Here is a 17,640-nt window from a genome sequence, read left to right as displayed (position 1 = left end):
AACGGCACGTCAGTACGGTTGTTGAACGCATGCGGCACCCTTCGGCGGCGGTGGACCACCGAAGGGTGCCGGACGGGCGGGAGGAAAGGTTTCCGTGCGCGGGCGGGACGTACGGGCCGGGGCCCGGGTTGCGGCGGAGCCGTCAACTCCGGGCCCGTGGGATTCAGTCCTACGCCTCCTCGCCGCCTACGCCCCTCGCCCCCGGTCTTCAGTGCCTACGCCTTCTTCGTCCCCAGCATCACGGCCAGCCGGGACTGGCTGTCCCCGGCGTGGCCCGCGGCCATCGCCTCGTCGAGCAGGGCCGTCAGCGGCTGGAAGAACTCCGTGGAGACGCCCTGGCCGGCCAGGGTGTTCAACAGGTTCGGCAGGGCGGCCTGGTTGACCGCGATGCTGGAGACGTTCGTGACGTGCTCGCCGGAGTCGATCTCCTCGGCCCAGGTCGGCAGTGCGCCCGCCATCGCCGTGACCCACTCCTGCACCGGGCCCGCGATGTCCTTCGCCGGGATGCCGGCCGAGCGGGCGAGCGCCAGCGAGTGCAGGACGCCGATGTTCATCCCGTACATGCCGATCAGCAGCGCGAAGTCGTACAGCGAAGCGAAGCCGGCGTCCTCGCCCACGTACCGGGCGCCGCCCAGCACCCGGAAGGTCTCCTCGTGCTCGGCGAACGCCTCCTTGTCACCGCTGTAGAAGACGTACGCGTGCGGGCCGGCGATCATCTGCGGCACGGCCATGATGCCGCCGTCCAGGTAGCGCACGCCCTGCACCGCCGCCCAGGCGGCCAACTCGCGGGACTGCGCCGGGGTGCCGTTGGTGAGGTTGACGACCGTACGGCCCTTGACCAGGTCCGGGACCGTGTCCAGGACCTCGCGGACGTTGTCGTTCACCATCAGGCAGAAGACGACGAGGTCGCTGGCGGCGACCGCGTCGGCGGGGGTGGCGGCCGGGGTGGCGCCCTGGGCGACCAGCGGGCCCGTCTTGGCCTCCGTCCGGTTCCACACCGTGACCGGGTGGCCGGCCTTCAGGAACGCGGCGGCCAGTGCCGTGCCCATCATGCCGAGGCCGAGGACGGACACGGCGGGCTTCGTGGGCGCGGGCGATACGGGCATGACAGTGCTCCTTGGAAAATAAGGGGGATCAAGTTCCTGCCGGCGACATTCATCCTCCGAGGTCGTTCAAACCTTCACAAGTACGGACTTTTAAGTGCGGTACTTACCGGATGGTGCGTAACGGGGGACGTGGCGGGGCCCGGCGGGGCGGGGTGCGCATCCGACGCCCGCGGCGCACTCTGGAGGTGGGACCGCTGGAGGTGATCCGCCATGCAGACACTCGTCGGCTGGCACGTCGAGATGGAGTTCCGGGAAGACGGCGACCGCACCCGGGCCGCCGCCATGGTCAGGCTCAGCGACGGCACGGAGGTCCGCGGGCACGGCAATGCGCAACGCCACCCCACGGACTCGCCGCAACTGCGGGTCGGCGAGGAGATCGCCGGCGCCCGCGCGCTGATGGACATCGCGTCCCAGCTGTTGCAGAAGGCGCACCACGAGATCGACGACGCGTCCGGGCGCACCTCGTACCCGCTGGGATGAGCCGCGACGTATCCGCTCGGCCGAGTTCTGATGCGTGCGCGTTGATCGGTCGTTGATCCGTCGCAGACGTCTTTGACGCACCGTTCGGGCGGGTGCGCCCCGAACCGGGGCGCACCGGCCACGAACCGGTGAAGGAGACGTCACGACGTGACGCACCAGCGATCAAGACGCGACAGACATACGGCACGTGGGCGGCGCACCCGGCACCGATGGCGCGGGCTGCTGCTCGCCGCCGCGCTCCTCGTCGAGACCGGCGCGGTGGCAGCGGTGGGCGCGGGCGCGGCCTCGGCGGCCCCCGCGCCGCCCGAGCCGGCCGCCGCCGCCCTCCCCGTCGGCAAGGCCGTCCGCATCCAGAACGTCCACAACGGTGGCCAGTTGGGCATCACCAAGACGTCCCTGGGCTCCTGGCCGATCGAGAGCTCCGCGCCCCAGGGCGACGACCGGCACCAGTCCTGGACCCTGGAGGAGGTCTCCGGCGGCCACCGGCTGCGCAACACCGAACTGCCCTCGAACTGCCTGGTCCGGGAGGACGAACCGGTCGCGGGCGACTGCACCGGGGCCAACGCGGTCTGGGACGTGACGTCCGTGGGAGGCGGCGGTCACTGGATCGGGGAGCCGGGCACCGGCCGCCGGCTGACCAGCACCAAGCCGATCAGCAAGAGCGAGAAGGTCGCCGACCTCAAGCTGGACACCATCGGCACGGACCCCGCCACCTGGCTCTTCACCCCCGTCGACTGGCCGCGCCAGCCGCAGCCGCCGCAGGACCGGCGGACGCTGGAGCACATGACGTACCTGACCGCGCACAACGCGATGATCAACACCGAGGACGGGTACGACACCCTCGCGCCCAACCAGCCGCACTCGATGAAGCGCCAACTCGCCGACGGCGTGCGGGCCCTGATGCCCGACGTCAACAGGACGGTCGTGGGCGGGCGGATCCCGCTCTGCCACGGCGGTGGCTGCGGCGGCGTGGTCACCCCCAGCAACACCCTCGACGCCATGCTGAAGACGGTGAAGGAGTTCCTGGACTCCAACCCGGGCGAGATCGTCTCGATCTTCATCGAGGACCAGGGCTCCCTCACGAACGAGGACTACCTCAAGCACGGCTTCGACCTGGTGCCCGGCATCCGTGACCTGATGTTCGTCCCGGACGACGCCGTCGTGGCCGACCCCGCCCTCAAGCAGGGCTGGAACGTCCATGTCAACGGCTGGCCGCTGCTGAAGGACATGGTCGCGAAGAACAAGCGGCTGCTGATCTTCTCCGGGCAGGTCGACAAGGTGAACAACCGCGAGGCCATCGGCTTCCTCGCCGACAAGCGCTGGCGGGTGGAGAACCACTGGAGCATGGGGCCCGGGCTCGGCAACTCCGACTGGGCCTGCTACTCGCGCTGGAGCGAGCGACCGCTGGGCACCCGCCCTTCCGGGAACTTCCGGCCGCTGTTCTTCATGAACCACTTCCGCGACGTGCCGATGGCGCCGACGTACACCACCGACAACCAGAAGATGACGCAGCGCGCCGAGGGCGTGTGCACCACCGCGGCCCGCCGCAAGCCGAACTTCGTCGCCGTCGACCAGTACAAGGACGGGGACCTGTTCCCGCAGATCCAGAAGATGAACGAGTACTGGTACCAGGCGCAGCCCGGGACCGGCGGCGACGGGCAGCAGCCCGACCCGGCCGCCCCCGTCGGCGACCCCTTCGACACCGCGCCCGACCGCCGTGCCCCCAAGCCGGCCGCCGGCGTCCCGCACCCCGAGTGCCGCCCCGAAGGCATGGCCGTGACCGCCGGCACCAACGCCCGCTACTGCGACGTGTACGGCGCCGACGGCCGCGAGTGGCTGGGCGGCAACGGCACCGACCGGCGCGTGGTCGGCTACTTCAACGCCACCCGCAACGGCACCGACGGCAAACCCCGCTATCTCGTCAAGAACATCCCCTGGTCGAAGGTCACCCACATCAACTACGCCTTCGCGCGCGTCGAGGGCGACCGGATCTCCGTCGGGGACGAAGGGGCCGCGAACAACCCCGCCACCGGCCTGACCTGGCCGGGCGTCGACGGCGCCGAAATGGACCCCTCGCTGCCCTACAAGGGCCACTTCAACCAGCTCGCCAAGTACAAGAAGCGGCACCCGCTGGTCAAACCCCTGATCGCGGTCGGCGGTTGGTCCGACACCAAGGGCTTCTACGCCATGACGACGAACGCCGACGGCAGCGTCAACCGGGCCGGCATCGACACCTTCGCCGACTCCGTCGTGGCCTTCCTCGACCGCTACGGGGCGGCCTTCGACGGCGTCGACATCGACTACGAGTACCCCACCGCGATGCCCGACAGCGGCAACCCGGACGACTGGGCGCTGGCCAACCCGCGCCGCAAGGGCCTCCAGGTCGGCTACAACGCGCTGATGAAGACCCTGCGGGAGAAGCTGGACCGCGCCGGCGACGCCCGCGGCCGGTACTACCTGCTGACCTCCGCCGCCTCCGCCTCCGGCCACCTGGTCCGCGGTTACGACGGCGGCGCGGCCCTCGCCTACCAGGACTTCGTCAACGTCATGACGTACGACCTGCACGGCTCCTGGAACCAGTACGTCGGCCCGCAGGCGCCGCTGTACGACGACGGCAAGGACGGCGAACTCGCCGCGGCCGGCGTGTACGACGACGCGAAGAACCCCGAGTACGGCAAGACGGGCTACTTCAACGTCGACTGGGCGTACCACTACTACCGGGGCGCGCTCCAGCCCGGCCGGATCAACCTCGGAGTCCCGTACTACACCCGCGGCTGGCGCGACGTGCAGGGCGGCACCGACGGCCTGTGGGGCACCGCACCCCTGCCCGACCAGGGCCAGTGCCAGCCCGGCACCGGCACCCGCACCCCCTGCGGCAACGGCGCCGTCGGCATCGACAACCTCTGGCACGACACCAGCCGGGGCCGCGAGGTCGCCGCGGGCTCCAACCCGCTGTGGCACGCCCGCAACCTCCAGAACGGCACCGCGCCCCGCTACCTCGGCGCCTACGGCCTTGACCCCGACCAGCCGCCGAACAAGCTCACCGGGACCTACGAGCGCAAGCACAGCGCCGCGCTCGGCGCGAGCTGGCTGTGGAACGCGCAGAAGAAGGTGTTCCTCACCGCCGAGGACGAGCAGACCATCGACGCCAAGGTGCGCTACGTCCGGGACAAGGACATCGGCGGCGTGATGATGTGGGAGCTCGGCGGCGACCTGACCCGCGGGCCCGACGGCACGTACGTCATGGGCCACGACCTGACCACCCGCATCTCCAACGGCCTCAGCGGCGCCGGCGGCTACGCCACCGACCGCGCCGGCGCCGTCAAGCCGCCCGCGCAGGTCCTCGACGTCTCCGTCGAGTTCGCCGACTACCCCACCGGCGAGAAGGACCTGTGGCCGCAGCAGCCCAAGCTGCGGATCACCAACAACAGCGGCAAGCCGCTGCCGTCCGGCACCGAGCTGTCGTTCGACATCCCCACCAGCGCGCCGCCGCTGCTGAAGGACGACAACTGGCAGGAGCTGAAGGACGCCGTGCAGCCCGGCCACACCGGGCCCAACGCGGGCGGTCTGAAGGGCGACTTCCACCGCGTCACCCTCAAACTCGGCTACTGCGAGGGCGTGCCGGCCGGCGGCACCCGGGACATCGGTCTCAAGTACTTCCTGCCGGTCACCGGCCCTGCGAACTTCACGATGAAGATCGGGGACGCCACGTACGGCCTGACCCAGGACCGCCGCAAGGACACCCGGGTCGTCGAGCCCCCGGCGGCCGGCGGCGGCCCCGCCTGCCGGGCGGAGGCGTGGGACGCGGCGCGCACCTACAACCCGGCGTGGGCACCGTTCCAGCTGTGGAAGGTCGACGGCGGCTGGAAGGTCCAGGACGTCAACAGCTCCCTGGTGGTCGACCGCCCCGGCACCTGGACCACCTCCCACCTGGTCGGCTCGCAGGACGGCAACAAGAACCAGGTGTGGAACATCGCCCCCGACGGCGCCACCGGCCGCTTCACCATCACCTCCGCCAGCGGCGGACGCGCCCAGTGCCTGGGCGCCGACAGCCGGCTCGCCGAGCTGTCCGTGAAGGACTGCAACGGCAGTACGGGCCAGTCGTGGCGGTTCACCGACGACAAGGGCGCGCCGGTCGCCGGCATCCCCGCCGACGGCAAGCCCCACGGGCTGCTCGCCGCGAACGGGCACGTCCTGGAGCCGAGGAACAGCGCCGCCACGGCCGGCAGCAAGCTCGTCGCCGGCGACCCGAGCGGAGCCACCCGTACCGTCGTCTCGTACGGCGGCTCCTACTGGCGGGCGAAGTTCTGGACGAAGGGCAACCGGCCGGACGCGGCCGATCCGAAGAACCCGTGGACGAAGCTCGGCCCGGTGGGCTGAGCCCGGACGCGCGCAGGGCCCGGGTCTCCCCGTGGGGGAGGCCCGGGCCCCTCGTCGTACGGGGATCGCGGTCCGGATCTTCCCTCCGGCACGCCCACCGGTTACCTTGGCCGCATGTCCCTTCATCGGATCGAGGTAGTGGTGCCGGTCTTCGGCGACCACTCCTACCGGTGTGACTTCTACGGCTGACAGCAGCCGGGCCCGCTGAGCGGGCCCCCTCCCTCTCGTCCTTCGCGCCGTGGCCGGCCGCTTCCGCCTGCGCCCACACCGGGCCGGGGAACCGTCGGTCAGGCGCCCGCTGTCACCCGAGAACGAGGACCTTCCGCCATGCCCGGAATCTCTCCCGGAACCTCTCCCGGGGCGGACCTTCGCCTGCCCCGCCCCGACATCAACTGGGCCATCAAGCACATGCCTCTGACGGCCCGGGCCGTCGAGGAGCTGGCGCCGGTGCTCGCCGGCAAGCGGCTGGCCATGTGCCTGCACATCGAGCCCAAAACGGCCGCCCTGGTGACCCTGCTCGCACGAGCCGGCACCCGGATCTCACTCACCGGCTCGCCCGGAACGACCCACGACGACGTGGCCGACGCCCTGCGCGGCGAGGGCGTGGCCGTCCCGGGCGTGCGCGCCGCCTTGTTCGGCTACGGGCCGTGCGGCAAGGGCGTCGCCGACACCCTCGCCCACCTGGGCGCCCGGGTCGCGGTCTGCGAGATCGACCCCATGAGGGCGCTGCACGCGATCATGAGCGGCCATCGCGTGGGTCCGTCCGTCGACGTCGTCTCCGACGCCCAGGTCGTCTTCATGGCGACCGGCCACCCCGAGGTGATCGGCGCCGCCGAACTCGACGCCCTGCCCGACGGAGCCGTCCTGGCGGGCGTCGGCCACTTCCCCTGGGAGCTGGACCGCGACGCCCTGACGGCGAGCACGCTGCGCACCGTCGAGTACGGGGACACGTCCCGGCGGCGCGGATACGTGCTGGCCGACGGCCGCGAGGTCGTCCTGCTGGACGACGGCCGGATGCTCAACCTCACCGCGGCGAACGGCAACCCCATCCAGGCCATGGACCTGGGGCTGACCTTGCAGGCGCGCAGCCTCGCCGCGGTGTGCGCCGGTGACCTGGCCGCCGGGCTCCAGTCCGTCCCGACGCACATCGAGCAGCGCATCGCGTCCGACCTGGTGGACCTGTTGAGCGGCCCGGACCGCAGCGGACGGCGCTGACGCTCCCGCGGCATCACAAGCTTCGACACCAACACGCTTCGAGAACCACACTCTTCAAAAGTAAGAGGACACACATGACCCTGATCGACCTGCACCGTCATCTGGAGGGCTCCATCCGCCCCTCCACCGCCCTGGACCTCGCCCGACGGCACGACCACTGGCTCGCCGCCGAACAGCGCCCGTTGGGCCGGGTCGTCGTCACCGACCCGTCGGCAACGACCGGTCTGCTGGACTACCTGCGCCACATCGACGTCGCCTGCTCCACCGCACGCGCGCTGGAGGACTGGGCGCTGATCTCCCGTCAGGCCGTGGAGGACTGCTTCAACGACGGCCTCGACTACGTCGAACTCCGCTTCAGCCCCTGGTTCATCCACACCCAGACCGGGCTCGACCCCGTCGACGTCATCGACGTGGTGTCGGAGGCGATTGGCCGGGCCTCCGCCGACTTCGGCCTGCCCGTGGGCCTCATCGGGATCCTCGTGCGCGACCTCGGGCCGGGCTCCGCGGGGCGCCAGATGGACAGCATCCTCAGCCGGGCGCACCACTTCTGCGGCGTCGACCTCGCCGGTGACGAGGCGGGCTACCCGCCCGACCTGTTCGCGCCCGCGTTCGCCCGCGCCCGCGACGCGGGGCTGCACGTCACCATCCACGGAGGCGAGGCCGCCGGACCGGAGAGCGTCTGGGCGGCGCTGACCGCGCTCCGCCCCGACCGCATCGGCCACGGGGTCCGCTCCGCGGAGGACCCCGCGCTGATGCGGAAGCTCGCGGAGGACGACGTCACCCTCGAACTCGCCCTCACCAGCAACGTCCACACCCGGGCCGCGCGCAGCCTGCGCGAGCACCCCGTCCGGCTGCTCCTGAGGTCCGGAGTGCGGGTCACCCTCAACACCGACAACCCGACGGTCAGCGCGACGCGTACGTCTGCGGAGTACCACAAGGCGGCGGTTGAGGCCGGCCTCAGCGACGCCGACGTACGCACCGTCGCCCACCACGCGGCGACAGCGGCGTTCACCTCGCATGGCCGGTCACTGGCTGCGTAGCCCCAGGCGAGCCCGGCGGACCTTGCTGCAGTGCCGCTGCGTCGGCAGGCGCGGCTTCGCCGCGCGGCGAGCTGCGTCGTAGCGTCTGCAGGCCGTCTGTGGCTGTTCGCGCAGTTCCCCGCGCCCCTAAATACTTGCGCCTCAGCCCGCAGACAAAGGCGGAGGGAGGCACATCAGGGGCGCGGGGAACTGCGCGAACAGCCCCCACCGGGCCGTAGAGACCAACGCACCCCGCAGGGAAGCGCGCAGGGCCCCTAGAGGCGTTCGGGGGTGCGGATGCCCAGGAGGGCCATGCCCTGGTGGAGCGTGCGGCCGGTCAGGTCGACCAGGAAGAGGCGGTTCTCCACCAGCTCGGCGGGGTTCTCCGCGCTCAACACCTGGCACTTGTCGTAGAACGTGGTCAGGTGCGACGCGAGCTGGTACAAGTACGCCGCCAGCTTGTGCGGCTCGTACGAGGCAGCCACCTCCGCGATCACCTCGGCGAACTGGTCCAGGTGCAGCCCCAGCGCCCGCTCGGCCGGGTGGAGCTCCAGCTCCGGGTGCGCGACCGGCCGGACCTCGCCCGCCTTGCGCAGGATGGAGCGGATCCGGGCGTACGCGTACTGGAGGTACACGGACGTGTCGCCGTTCAGCGAGACCATCTGGTCCAGGTCGAACTTGTAGTCCCGCACCGCGGACGTCGACAGGTCGGCGTACTTGATCGCGCCGATGCCGACGTACCGGCCGTTCTCCAGGATCTCCTGCTCGCTCAGCCCGACCTTCTCCGCCTTCTCCCGCACCACCGCCGTGGCGCGCTCGACGGCCTCGTCCAGCAGGTCCACCAGCCGGACGGTCTCGCCCTCCCGGGTCTTGAACGGCTTGCCGTCGGCGCCCAGCACCGTGCCGAAGGCGAGCTGGACGGCGGTGACCTCGTCGTTCAGCCAGCCGGCCCGGCGGGCCGTCTCGAAGACCATCTTGAAGTGCAGCGACTGCCGGGCGTCGACCACGTACAGCAGGGTGGACGCGCCCAGCTTCTGCACCCGGTCGCGGATCGCGGACAGGTCGGTCGCGGCGTAGCCGAAGCCGCCGTTCGCCTTCTGCACGATCAGCGGCGTCGGGTTGCCGTCCGGGCCCTTCACGTCGTCGAAGAAGACGCAGAGCGCGCCCTCCGAGCGAACCGCGACCCCGGTCTCCTCCAGGATCCGGCAGGTCTCCGCCAGCATGTCGTTGTAGCCGGACTCGCCGACGATGTCGGGGTCCTGGATCTCCATGTCCAGCTTGTCGAAGACGGAGTAGAAGTAGATCTTCGACTCGTCGACGAACCGCTGCCACAGCGCCAGGGTCTCGGGGTCACCGGACTGGAGGGCGACGACCCGGTCCCGCGAGCGCGCCTTGAACTCCTCGTCGGCGTCGAAGAGCTTCCGGGACGCCTTGTACAGCCGGTTCAGCGAGGACATCGCCTCTTCGCCGGCCTGCTCGCCCTCGGCGTGCTCGTGGTCCAGCTCGTGCGGGTGCTCCAGCAGGTACTGGATGAGCATGCCGAACTGGGTGCCCCAGTCGCCGATGTGGTGGCGCCGGACGACCTGCTCGCCGGTGAACTCCAGGATCTCCACCATCGCCGCGCCGATCACGGCGGAGCGCAGATGGCCGACGTGCATCTCCTTGGCGACGTTCGGCTGTGCGTAGTCGATCACCGTGGTGCCCGGGGCGGGCGCGTACGGCACGCCGAGCCGGTCGTCGGCGGCGCGCGCGGCCAGGGTCCGTACGATCGCGGCGTCCGAGACGGTGACGTTCAGGAAGCCGGGGCCGGAGACCTCGACCTCCCGCAGCAGGTCGCCGCCGTCCGTCGGCAGCGAGGCCACGACCCGCATCGCCAGGTCCCGCGGGTTGCCCTTGAGCTGCTTGGCGAGCGCGAGGATTCCATTGGCCTGGAAGTCGGCCCGCTCGCTACGTCGCAGCAGCGGGTCTGCGGAACCGGCCTCCGGCAGGGCTGCCGTGAGGGCGTCCGCGAGGCGCTGCTGCACATTCGACGCGAGGGAGGGGACCGAGGCCATGGAATTGCCGTTTCTGGGATTCGGATGGATCCGGACGGATGGTGTTCCGGTCGTCAAGTGTCCCACGGGTGCGGGCGGCGCTTCCGCCGGTTAAACCGGCGCTCCTCGACGGGGTGCGTTAACGGCTTGCGCCGGGCAACCCCGGAGGGGGACCTTCCGTCTGGGACAATGGTGTGATCCGAACGAGGAAGAAGGACGTGCCGACCGTGGCTCAGAGCAGCACAGAGACCGACTGGGTCTCCCGTTTCGCAGACGAGGTCATCGCGGAGTCGGAGCGGCGTGCGCCGGGCAAACGAATCGTCGTGGCGTCCGGCATCTCCCCCTCCGGCCCCATTCACCTGGGCAATCTCCGCGAGGTCATGACCCCGCACCTGGTCGCCGACGAGATCCGCCGCCGCGGGTACGACGTGCGGCACCTGATCTCCTGGGACGACTACGACCGCTACCGCAAGGTGCCGGCCGGCATCCCCGGCGTCGACCCGGAGGCGTGGGCCGAGCACATCGGCCGCCCGCTGACGTCCGTGCCGGCGCCCGAGGGCTCCCCGTACCCGAACTGGGCCGAGCACTTCAAGGCGGCGCTGGTCGAGTCCCTGGCGGAGCTCGGCGTCGAGTTCGAGGGCATCAGCCAGACCGAGATGTACACCTCCGGCGCATACCGCCAGCAGGTGCTGCACGCGATGAAGCACCGCGCCGACATCGACGAGATCCTCGGCCGCTACCGCACGAAGAAGGCGCCCGCGAAGCAGAAGCAGTCCCAGAAGCCGGTCGACGAGGCCGAGCTGGAGGCGGCGGAGGGCTCCGGCGCGGCGAGCGAGGACGACGGAACGGGTTCGGCCGGCTACTTCCCGTACAAGCCGTACTGCGGCGGCTGCGGGCGCGACCTGACCGTGGTCACCGGCTACGACGACGAGACCACCGAGCTGACGTACCAGTGCGGCGCGTGCGGCTTCGCCGAAACGGTGCGGCTGAACGAGTTCGACCGCGGCAAGCTGGTGTGGAAGGTCGACTGGCCGATGCGCTGGGCGTACGAGGGCGTCGTCTTCGAGCCGTCCGGCGTCGACCACTCCTCGCCCGGCTCCTCCTTCCAGGTCGGCGAGTTCATCTGCCCGATCTTCGGCGGCGAGCGCCCCATCGGCCCGATGTACGCCTTCGTGGGCATCAGCGGCATGGCGAAGATGTCGTCCTCCAAGGGCGGCGTGCCGACCCCGGCGGACGCCCTGAAGATCATGGAGGCGCCGCTGCTGCGCTGGCTGTACGCGCGGCGCCGCCCGAACCAGGCGTTCAAGATCGCCTTCGACCAGGAGATCCAGCGGCTGTACGACGAGTGGGACAAGCTCGGCGCGAAGGTGGCCGACGGGTCCGTGCTGCCGGCGGACGCGGCGGCGTACGGGCGCGCGGTGCGCACCGCGGCCGGTGACCTGCCGACGACGCCGCGGCCGATGCCGTACCGGACGCTCGCCTCCGTCGTCGACATCACCGCCGGCCACGACGAGCAGACCATTCGCATCCTCAGCGAGCTGGACCCGGCGAACCCGGTCGCGTCTCTGGACGAGGTCCGCCCGCGGCTGGACCGTGCGGAGAACTGGATCACTACCCAGGTCCCGGCGGACGCCCGCACCGTCGTCCGCGACGAGCCGGACGTGGAGCTGCTGTCGTCCCTGGACGAGGGCGCCCGCGAATCGCTGCGCCTGCTCCTGGAGGGCCTGGACACCCACTGGTCCCTGGAGGGTCTGACGACCCTGGTGTACGGCGTCCCGAAGGTCATGGCCGGCCTGGACCCCGAGGCCAAGCCGACGCCTGAGCTGAAGGTGGCCCAGCGCCAGTTCTTCGCCCTCCTGTACCGCCTGCTGGTGACGCGCGAGACGGGCCCGCGCCTGCCGACGCTGCTGCTGGCGGTGGGCGCGGAGCGGGTGCGCAAGCTGGTGACCGGGTAGCAGCGGTCGGGCTTTTGAAGGGGCCGGTTGACTTCGCGTCGACCGGCCCCCTTCGCGTGTGAGCAGTGTGCATCCTCCGGTCGCCGGAGTTGAGCATCGTGCCTGGTGGTGGCGCCTTGGCCGCTGAATAGCGTCACTGACCGGTCGGGCCGCCCGTGGCGTTCCGGCCGGACCATCAGCTCGATCCGCGCGCCTTGGCGGCGGAGTTCCGAAGGAACGGGGAATCACGTGAAGAAGACGGTTACGACTCTCTCCAGGGGCATGCTCGTCACGGCGCTGGCCGCGGGTGGAATCCTGGTCGCGGGCAACCCGGCGACGGCGGCGGAGAGCGCGGCGGGTCCGATCAACGCGTGCTCCGCGACGCAGAAGAAGGAGTTCGCCACCTCCGGGTACGACACCGACGTGCATCTCAAGCTCTGCGTGGTGCCCCGCACCGGCGGCTGGCTCGTGAGCGCGGACGGCGGTTGGACCGACGGGGGCGGGGTGCGGAAGTTCGACAACTTCGACATCCAGGTCCGGCTGGAGCGCAACGACAAGGACGTCCTGGTGTCCTTGTGCGACATCACCGCGGAGATCAACCGGGCCGACTCCGGGCGGATCCAGTGCCAGACGAAGGTCCACAAGACCGAGAACCAGAAGGGCCTGAGCGCCGACGGAAAGGTCCTCTACGACCTGGACGCGGACGGCGCGGGCGGTTACACGTGGGCGCTGACGGGTTCGCCGCGGCTGACCTGACCTGACCTGACCTGACCGGTCGCCGGTGCGGACCGTCAGGCAGCTCCGCGTGCGCGGAGACCACCCCTTCCTGGCCTGCGACGCGAGGAGGGCTTTGCTCGTCCTTTGCCTGCGGTAGATCTGGGAGACGGGTGCATGATGCCAGGGCGGATGGTCCTCGGACATCCTTTTGGTGTCGGGTAGTCAGATCACTGGGGGTCGTCCGAGGCGTGTCATGCGCCATACCGTGCGCCAGCGCATGGGTTTCCGTGGTGGGCATGGGACTCGTAGTCCTTCGAAGAAGCCGGCCCACCATGCCTTGAGGCCGTCGCGCGGTGGCTTCTGTTTGATGGTGTATGCCGCCCAGGTCGTCAGGTAGACGGGCATCAGGGCTGCGGGGAGGTGGCGTTTGGCGAGCCAGACGCGGTTGCGGCCGGTGTTGCGGTAGTAGACGGCGTGGCGGGAGGGCGCGGTGCGGGGGTGTTGGAGGACGAGGTCGGCGCGGTAGTGGATGTTCCGTCCGGCGTCGAGGGCGCGCCAGGCGAAGTCGGTTTCTTCGTGTGCGTAGAAGAACGGGGTGGGGAAGTCGCCGACTTCGTCGATGACGTTCATGCGGATGGCGTGTCCGCCGCCGAGGTAGGTGGTGACGGGGCCGGACTTGAGTGGGTCGGAGGAGCCGAGGCGGGGGACGTGTCGGCGCTGGGTCAGTCCCTGCTCGTCGGCGATGCGGAAGCTCACGATCCCCAGCCCGGGGTCAGCGGTGAACGCTTCCTGTACCAGTTGCAGGGTGTCGGTTCGGGGCAGGAGTCCGTCGTCGTCCAGGATCACGACGACGTCCACGCCGCCGCCGTGTTCCCGTAGCCATGTGACGCCGGCGTTCCGGCCGCCGGGGATCCCGAGGTTTTCCGGGAGCTCGACGCCCGTCACTCCGTTCGGGAGTTCGGGCAGCTCGGCACCCTGCCCCAGTACGACGACTGCCGGGGCGTCGCCTTCCTGCGCGGCCACGGACTTCAGGAGGGTGCGCAGTTCAGGTTCGCGGTCGCCCATGGTCAGCACGACGACGCCCAGGGTCAGGGGGTTCATGTCTTCCTTGCGTCGGCCGTCCGTCGTCGAGCTGTCACGGCAGGGCGAGTAGCCGCCCGGCCCGCGCTGTGCTTGGTGGAGTTGTGTCTGCGCGCCTGCACTCCGAGGAAGGCGAGGGCGCCGCCCGAGACGGTCAGGAAGCTCCGTCGGTCCACGTCAGTCCTCACGAGAGCGAGCACTGAGGCCACGGAATCGATCTGCGCGCCGGCGGGTCTTCCTATGCCGTGGCCGCCGCGTGCTCGACGGTGGTCAGGGCGGTGTGCCAGGGGTACGGGCGGCACTCGCCGGGTGGGTTGGGGGTGAAGCCGCCGTTGCCGTAGAGGACCGTCACGCCCATGTCGCATAGCTCGTTGACGCTTTGGTCCACCCTGGGGTGTGCGGCGTACGCGCTGTTCACGCAGGGCATTGCGACGATCGGGATGCCCTTGCCGACGGCTTCGGCGGCCACTCCGATGACGAAGGTCCCGGTGAGGCAGAGCGCCCAGCTATTGAGGGAGTTCGCGGTGACGGGGGCGAAGAGGATCGCGTCGGCCTTGGGCCACGCGTCGGGTTCCCCCGGCCGTTTGTAGCGTGACCGCACCGGGTGTCCGGTCAGTTCCTCCAGCGCCGGTAGCTCGTCCCGGAGCCAGTCCGCGGCCGTCGGTGTCAGTCCGAGGCACACGTCCCACCCGCGTGCCTGCGCGGACCGGACGACCTCGGACGCCTGGAGGACGGGCGGCGCGGCGGACCCGAACAGGTACAGCGTCTTCGCCATGCACCCATCCGACCACATCCTAGAGGGCTCCGAGCCGCGCCGACCTTGTCCCACTCCCGTTGTGGTGCGGCACCGACCCCGGTCGCGATTCTCGTCCTCGTACCCTGGCAGCCATGATCCGAGCGGTGGTGTTCGACATCGGCGAGACGCTGGTGCGCGATGACCGGTACTGGGCCCGTTGGGCGGACTGGCTCGGGGTGCCTCGCCACACCCTTTCTGCCCTGGTCGGCGCGGTGGTGGTGCAGGGGCGGGACAACGCGGACGCGCTCAGGCTCGTTCGGCCGGGCCTCGATCTGCCCGCGGAGTACGCGGCGCGTGAGGCGGCTGGCCGGGGGGAGGTCGTCGGTGAGGCGGACCTCTACGACGACGTGCGGTCCGCGCTCGCTGCCTTGCGCGAGCTGGGTGTTCGCGTGGTTGTTGCCGGTAACCAGACAGCCCGCGCTGGTGAGTTGCTGCGCGCTCTCGACCTGCCGGTCGACAAGGTCGCGGTGTCCGGTGAGTGGGGCGTCGCCAAGCCGTCCCGCGGGTTCTTCGAACGGGCCGCGGCACTGGCGGAGGCACCAGCGGCGGAGACGGTCTACGTGGGTGACCATCCGGCGAACGACGTCGGGCCCGCTGCCGCGTGCGGACTGCGTACCGCGCATCTGCGGCGCGGGCCGTGGGGGCACTACTGGGCGGACGACCCGGAAGTCCGCTCGTCCGCCGACTGGTCCATCGACGGTCTGCACGACCTCCTGCCGATCGTGTCGGCGGAACGGGGCCGCTGACAGCGCCACCAACGGGTGCTGATGGTCCTGTTCACGCCCCCGGGCGATGACGGCGCGAGTACGTTTCGACGCGCCGACGTCGAATGGAGACCGTGATGCCCGCGCCCAACGCGCGCGAGGTGGGCCTTCGTGTGGCCTACCAGCGTGGTCTGTCCCGACCTCGGATGACGCAACAGCAACTCGCCGACCGGGCCGGTGTCCACGTCGGGACGCTTCGAAAGATCGAGCGCGGCGCCAGGGGCGCCAGCGATGCCGTGCTCTCCGCCATCGCTGACGCCCTCGGGATCGACATCTCCGTACTGCTCGGCGCGCACGACCGCAGCGCCGGCCGGGTCCGGGCCGCGCTACCGGGGCTGTCAGCGGTGCTCGCCGCGTACGACTTGCCCGACGACGGCCCCGTACGGCCGCTCTCGTAGCTGCGGACCGCGGTCGGTGGTGCTGAGCAGAAGCGCCTGAACGCCCAGTACGTGTCCATTGCCGAGTCGATCCCACCCCTTCTCGCCGAGTTGTTCCGTGCCTTCGACACGACCGCTGACCAGGACCGCCCTGCGGTCGCGAACCTGCTCGTGTCCGCCCTGCGGACCGCTGACGCGGTCGCGTACAAGCACGGTGCGCGTGATCTGTCCGCGCGTCTCGTCGACCTGATGCGGTGGGCCGTGCCGTCCGCAGAAGATCCCCTGGTGGAAGCGGCGGTCGCGTACGTGAGGACGGAGACGTTCTTCGCCGCTCGCGCTCACGCGGCAGGGCTACGCGCGCTGGAGGCGGCCGTGGACCGACTACCGGAGCCGTGTACACCCGCAGCGTCGGCCGCACGAGGTGCGCTCCACATGCGCGCCGCGGTGATCGCCGGGCGCACTCGATGCGCTGCCGCAGCACGCCACCACCTCGGCGAGGCCAGGCGGTTGGCCGAAGGGCTGGAGGAGGGCACCTACGGGGGTACGGCGTTCGGTCCGGCATCCGTGCGCATCCACGAGGTGTCCGTAGCAGTGAGCCTCGGCGGGGACCACATCGCCGCTGCGCTGGACGTCGCGCGAGGATGGCTGCCTCCTGACGACCTCCCGAAGGAGCGTCGCTCGGGCTTCTACATCGAGCTGGCGCGCGCTCAACTCTGGTCCGGGCGGTCGGAGGACGCGTACGAGTCGCTGAAGGTCGCCCGTCGCATTGCGCCGCTACACGCCCGCGAGCATCCGTGGGTGCGCGAGGACGTCGCGAAGCTCCGACGCATCCGCCGGGCGGACGTCGAGGACCTGTCGTCGTTCGCCGAGTGGTGCCACGCGGGAGACGCCTGACACGGGTGACCCGACGTGGGTCACTTGTGGACTCGCTGCGGCTTCATCATCTCTCCAACCGCGAAAGGTTGGGAGACAACCATGGCGCACTCACCGCCGATCGAACCGCAGGTGCTGGTGATCCAGGGCACCGTCAGCCTGGCCCGACTGCACGGCGCTGCGTGCTGGCACTGCGGCGCGGCATCCCGCCCCCTGAAACCGGCCGGCATCGTGCGATTCGAAGCCGAGCAGCGCGAGTGGCAGGTGCGCACCTGCGGATGCCTCCCCGGGCTCAAGGCGGTCGAGCAGCCCGTGCCCGAGCGGCCTGCGATGACGATGCGGGTGTATCGGGTGGGTGTGGACGGGACGCGGTGGCCGGTGGAGCGGGAGGTGAGCGTTCGGGCGACGGATGAGTTGTGCCGGAGCCGATGAAGTTTCCGCCGTGCTCGTGCCCGCGTTGTGTGCGGGGGGCTCGGTGACCGCGAGTGTGAGCTTGGTGGACGTCACGCGGGACGTGCGCCTCGCGGGCGCTGTGGGCTTGAGTCAGCCGCCGAGCAGCGCCGTCGAAGCGTTGCGGGATCGGCTGCGGGGGCACATCGCCATGTTGGCGGAGCCTGCTGAGGCGTACGGGCGCAGTCTCAGCGGCGGTTGGTACGGGCAGCATGTCCTGGCCTGTGTCGCGAGCGCGCGGAAGGCCGCGACCGGCGTCGAGCCCGGCATACGGATCGACGAAGAGCGGTTGCTGTTGGCGGAGTACGTGAAGACGCTGCTCATGTACACGGGGCGCAAGCCGCGGCACAGCGCGTGATCTCCGTGTGCCGACGCAACCCGGGCAAGGGGCCGCATGTGTCGGTGCACGGGTCAGA

General features: G+C 70.6%; 15 protein-coding genes. 11 read left to right on the top strand and 4 right to left on the bottom strand.

All coding sequences use genetic code 11. The features are described from left to right. Window positions 1-215: 215 nt before the first annotated feature. Window positions 216-1,106, bottom strand: coding sequence for an NAD(P)-binding domain-containing protein (locus ABZ842_RS03535; protein WP_361530884.1), 891 nt, complete (start codon window positions 1,104-1,106; stop codon window positions 216-218). 210 nt (window positions 1,107-1,316) lie between these two features. Between ABZ842_RS03535 and ABZ842_RS03530 the strand changes: the two genes are divergently transcribed. The 4 genes from ABZ842_RS03530 (at window position 1,317) to add (ending at window position 8,221) form a co-directional block, all read left to right on the top strand. After that, window positions 1,317-1,586, top strand: a complete 270-nt coding sequence (locus tag ABZ842_RS03530; protein WP_361530881.1) for a DUF1876 domain-containing protein — start codon at window positions 1,317-1,319, stop codon at window positions 1,584-1,586. Window positions 1,587-1,733: 147 nt separating this feature from the next. After that, window positions 1,734-5,966: a glycosyl hydrolase family 18 protein gene (locus tag ABZ842_RS03525; RefSeq protein ID WP_361530878.1), complete on the top strand. Its 4,233-nt coding sequence runs from the start codon at window positions 1,734-1,736 to the stop codon at window positions 5,964-5,966. Window positions 5,967-6,293: 327 nt separating this feature from the next. Next, window positions 6,294-7,181, top strand: coding sequence for a hypothetical protein (locus ABZ842_RS03520; protein WP_361530875.1), 888 nt, complete (start codon window positions 6,294-6,296; stop codon window positions 7,179-7,181). A gap of 74 nt (window positions 7,182-7,255) precedes the next feature. After that, complete coding sequence (gene add / locus ABZ842_RS03515; RefSeq protein ID WP_361530872.1) at window positions 7,256-8,221, top strand: adenosine deaminase; 966 nt, start codon at window positions 7,256-7,258, stop codon at window positions 8,219-8,221. A gap of 254 nt (window positions 8,222-8,475) precedes the next feature. Here the strand turns inward: add and argS are convergent, their stop codons facing one another. Beyond that, on the bottom strand, window positions 8,476-10,254 hold the full coding sequence (argS, locus tag ABZ842_RS03510; RefSeq protein WP_361530869.1) for an arginine--tRNA ligase: 1,779 nt from the start codon (window positions 10,252-10,254) through the stop codon (window positions 8,476-8,478). A 197-nt stretch (window positions 10,255-10,451) separates the two neighbouring features. On the opposite strand from argS, the gene lysS reads away from it, so the two are divergent. Together lysS and ABZ842_RS03500 are read left to right on the top strand one after the other, a co-directional pair. Further along, on the top strand, window positions 10,452-12,188 hold the full coding sequence (lysS, locus tag ABZ842_RS03505) for a lysine--tRNA ligase (protein WP_361530866.1): 1,737 nt from the start codon (window positions 10,452-10,454) through the stop codon (window positions 12,186-12,188). Window positions 12,189-12,416: 228 nt separating this feature from the next. Then, a complete protein-coding gene (locus ABZ842_RS03500) occupies window positions 12,417-12,923 on the top strand; it encodes a hypothetical protein (protein WP_361530863.1) in 507 nt (168 codons plus the stop codon). A 183-nt stretch (window positions 12,924-13,106) separates the two neighbouring features. On the opposite strand, the gene ABZ842_RS03495 is transcribed toward ABZ842_RS03500, so the two are convergent. Together ABZ842_RS03495 and ABZ842_RS03490 are read right to left on the bottom strand one after the other, a co-directional pair. Next, window positions 13,107-13,985: a glycosyltransferase gene (locus ABZ842_RS03495; RefSeq protein ID WP_361530860.1), complete on the bottom strand. Its 879-nt coding sequence runs from the start codon at window positions 13,983-13,985 to the stop codon at window positions 13,107-13,109. A gap of 217 nt (window positions 13,986-14,202) precedes the next feature. Continuing rightward, window positions 14,203-14,739 (bottom strand): flavoprotein, encoded by a 537-nt coding sequence (locus ABZ842_RS03490; RefSeq protein ID WP_361530857.1) that lies wholly within the window; start codon window positions 14,737-14,739, stop codon window positions 14,203-14,205. A 113-nt stretch (window positions 14,740-14,852) separates the two neighbouring features. Between ABZ842_RS03490 and ABZ842_RS03485 the strand changes: the two genes are divergently transcribed. The 5 genes from ABZ842_RS03485 (at window position 14,853) to ABZ842_RS03465 (ending at window position 17,582) form a co-directional block, all read left to right on the top strand. Then, a complete protein-coding gene (locus ABZ842_RS03485) occupies window positions 14,853-15,506 on the top strand; it encodes an HAD family hydrolase (RefSeq protein ID WP_361530854.1) in 654 nt (217 codons plus the stop codon). 95 nt (window positions 15,507-15,601) lie between these two features. Beyond that, complete coding sequence (locus ABZ842_RS03480) at window positions 15,602-15,922, top strand: helix-turn-helix transcriptional regulator (protein ID WP_361530851.1); 321 nt, start codon at window positions 15,602-15,604, stop codon at window positions 15,920-15,922. Window positions 15,923-15,973: 51 nt separating this feature from the next. After that, a complete protein-coding gene (locus ABZ842_RS03475) occupies window positions 15,974-16,795 on the top strand; it encodes a transcriptional regulator (protein ID WP_361530848.1) in 822 nt (273 codons plus the stop codon). Between the two features lie 81 nt (window positions 16,796-16,876). Continuing rightward, complete coding sequence (locus tag ABZ842_RS03470) at window positions 16,877-17,206, top strand: hypothetical protein (protein ID WP_361530845.1); 330 nt, start codon at window positions 16,877-16,879, stop codon at window positions 17,204-17,206. 64 nt (window positions 17,207-17,270) lie between these two features. Further along, window positions 17,271-17,582 carry a hypothetical protein gene (locus ABZ842_RS03465; RefSeq protein ID WP_361530842.1) on the top strand — a complete coding sequence of 104 codons (312 nt, stop codon included), beginning with the start codon at window positions 17,271-17,273 and terminating at the stop codon, window positions 17,580-17,582. Window positions 17,583-17,640 lie beyond the last annotated feature (58 nt).

The organism is Streptomyces sp. NPDC047315 (genome assembly GCF_040643215.1).
Taxonomy (GTDB): Bacteria; Actinomycetota; Actinomycetes; order Streptomycetales; family Streptomycetaceae; genus Streptomyces.
Note: the sequence above shows the minus strand (reverse complement) of the source record. Positions and strands in the feature narration are given on the sequence as shown.

Coding starts and splice junctions, on each gene's coding strand:
- ABZ842_RS03485 (WP_361530854.1), top strand. CDS start 14,853: ATGATCCGAGCGGTGGTGTTCGACATCGGCGAGACGCTGGTGCGCGAT.
- ABZ842_RS03495 (WP_361530860.1), bottom strand. CDS start 13,985: ATGAACCCCCTGACCCTGGGCGTCGTCGTGCTGACCATGGGCGACCGC.
- ABZ842_RS03530 (WP_361530881.1), top strand. CDS start 1,317: ATGCAGACACTCGTCGGCTGGCACGTCGAGATGGAGTTCCGGGAAGAC.
- ABZ842_RS03520 (WP_361530875.1), top strand. CDS start 6,294: ATGCCCGGAATCTCTCCCGGAACCTCTCCCGGGGCGGACCTTCGCCTG.
- add (WP_361530872.1), top strand. CDS start 7,256: ATGACCCTGATCGACCTGCACCGTCATCTGGAGGGCTCCATCCGCCCC.
- argS (WP_361530869.1), bottom strand. CDS start 10,254: ATGGCCTCGGTCCCCTCCCTCGCGTCGAATGTGCAGCAGCGCCTCGCG.
- ABZ842_RS03490 (WP_361530857.1), bottom strand. CDS start 14,739: ATGGCGAAGACGCTGTACCTGTTCGGGTCCGCCGCGCCGCCCGTCCTC.
- ABZ842_RS03535 (WP_361530884.1), bottom strand. CDS start 1,106: ATGCCCGTATCGCCCGCGCCCACGAAGCCCGCCGTGTCCGTCCTCGGC.
- ABZ842_RS03470 (WP_361530845.1), top strand. CDS start 16,877: ATGGCGCACTCACCGCCGATCGAACCGCAGGTGCTGGTGATCCAGGGC.
- ABZ842_RS03480 (WP_361530851.1), top strand. CDS start 15,602: ATGCCCGCGCCCAACGCGCGCGAGGTGGGCCTTCGTGTGGCCTACCAG.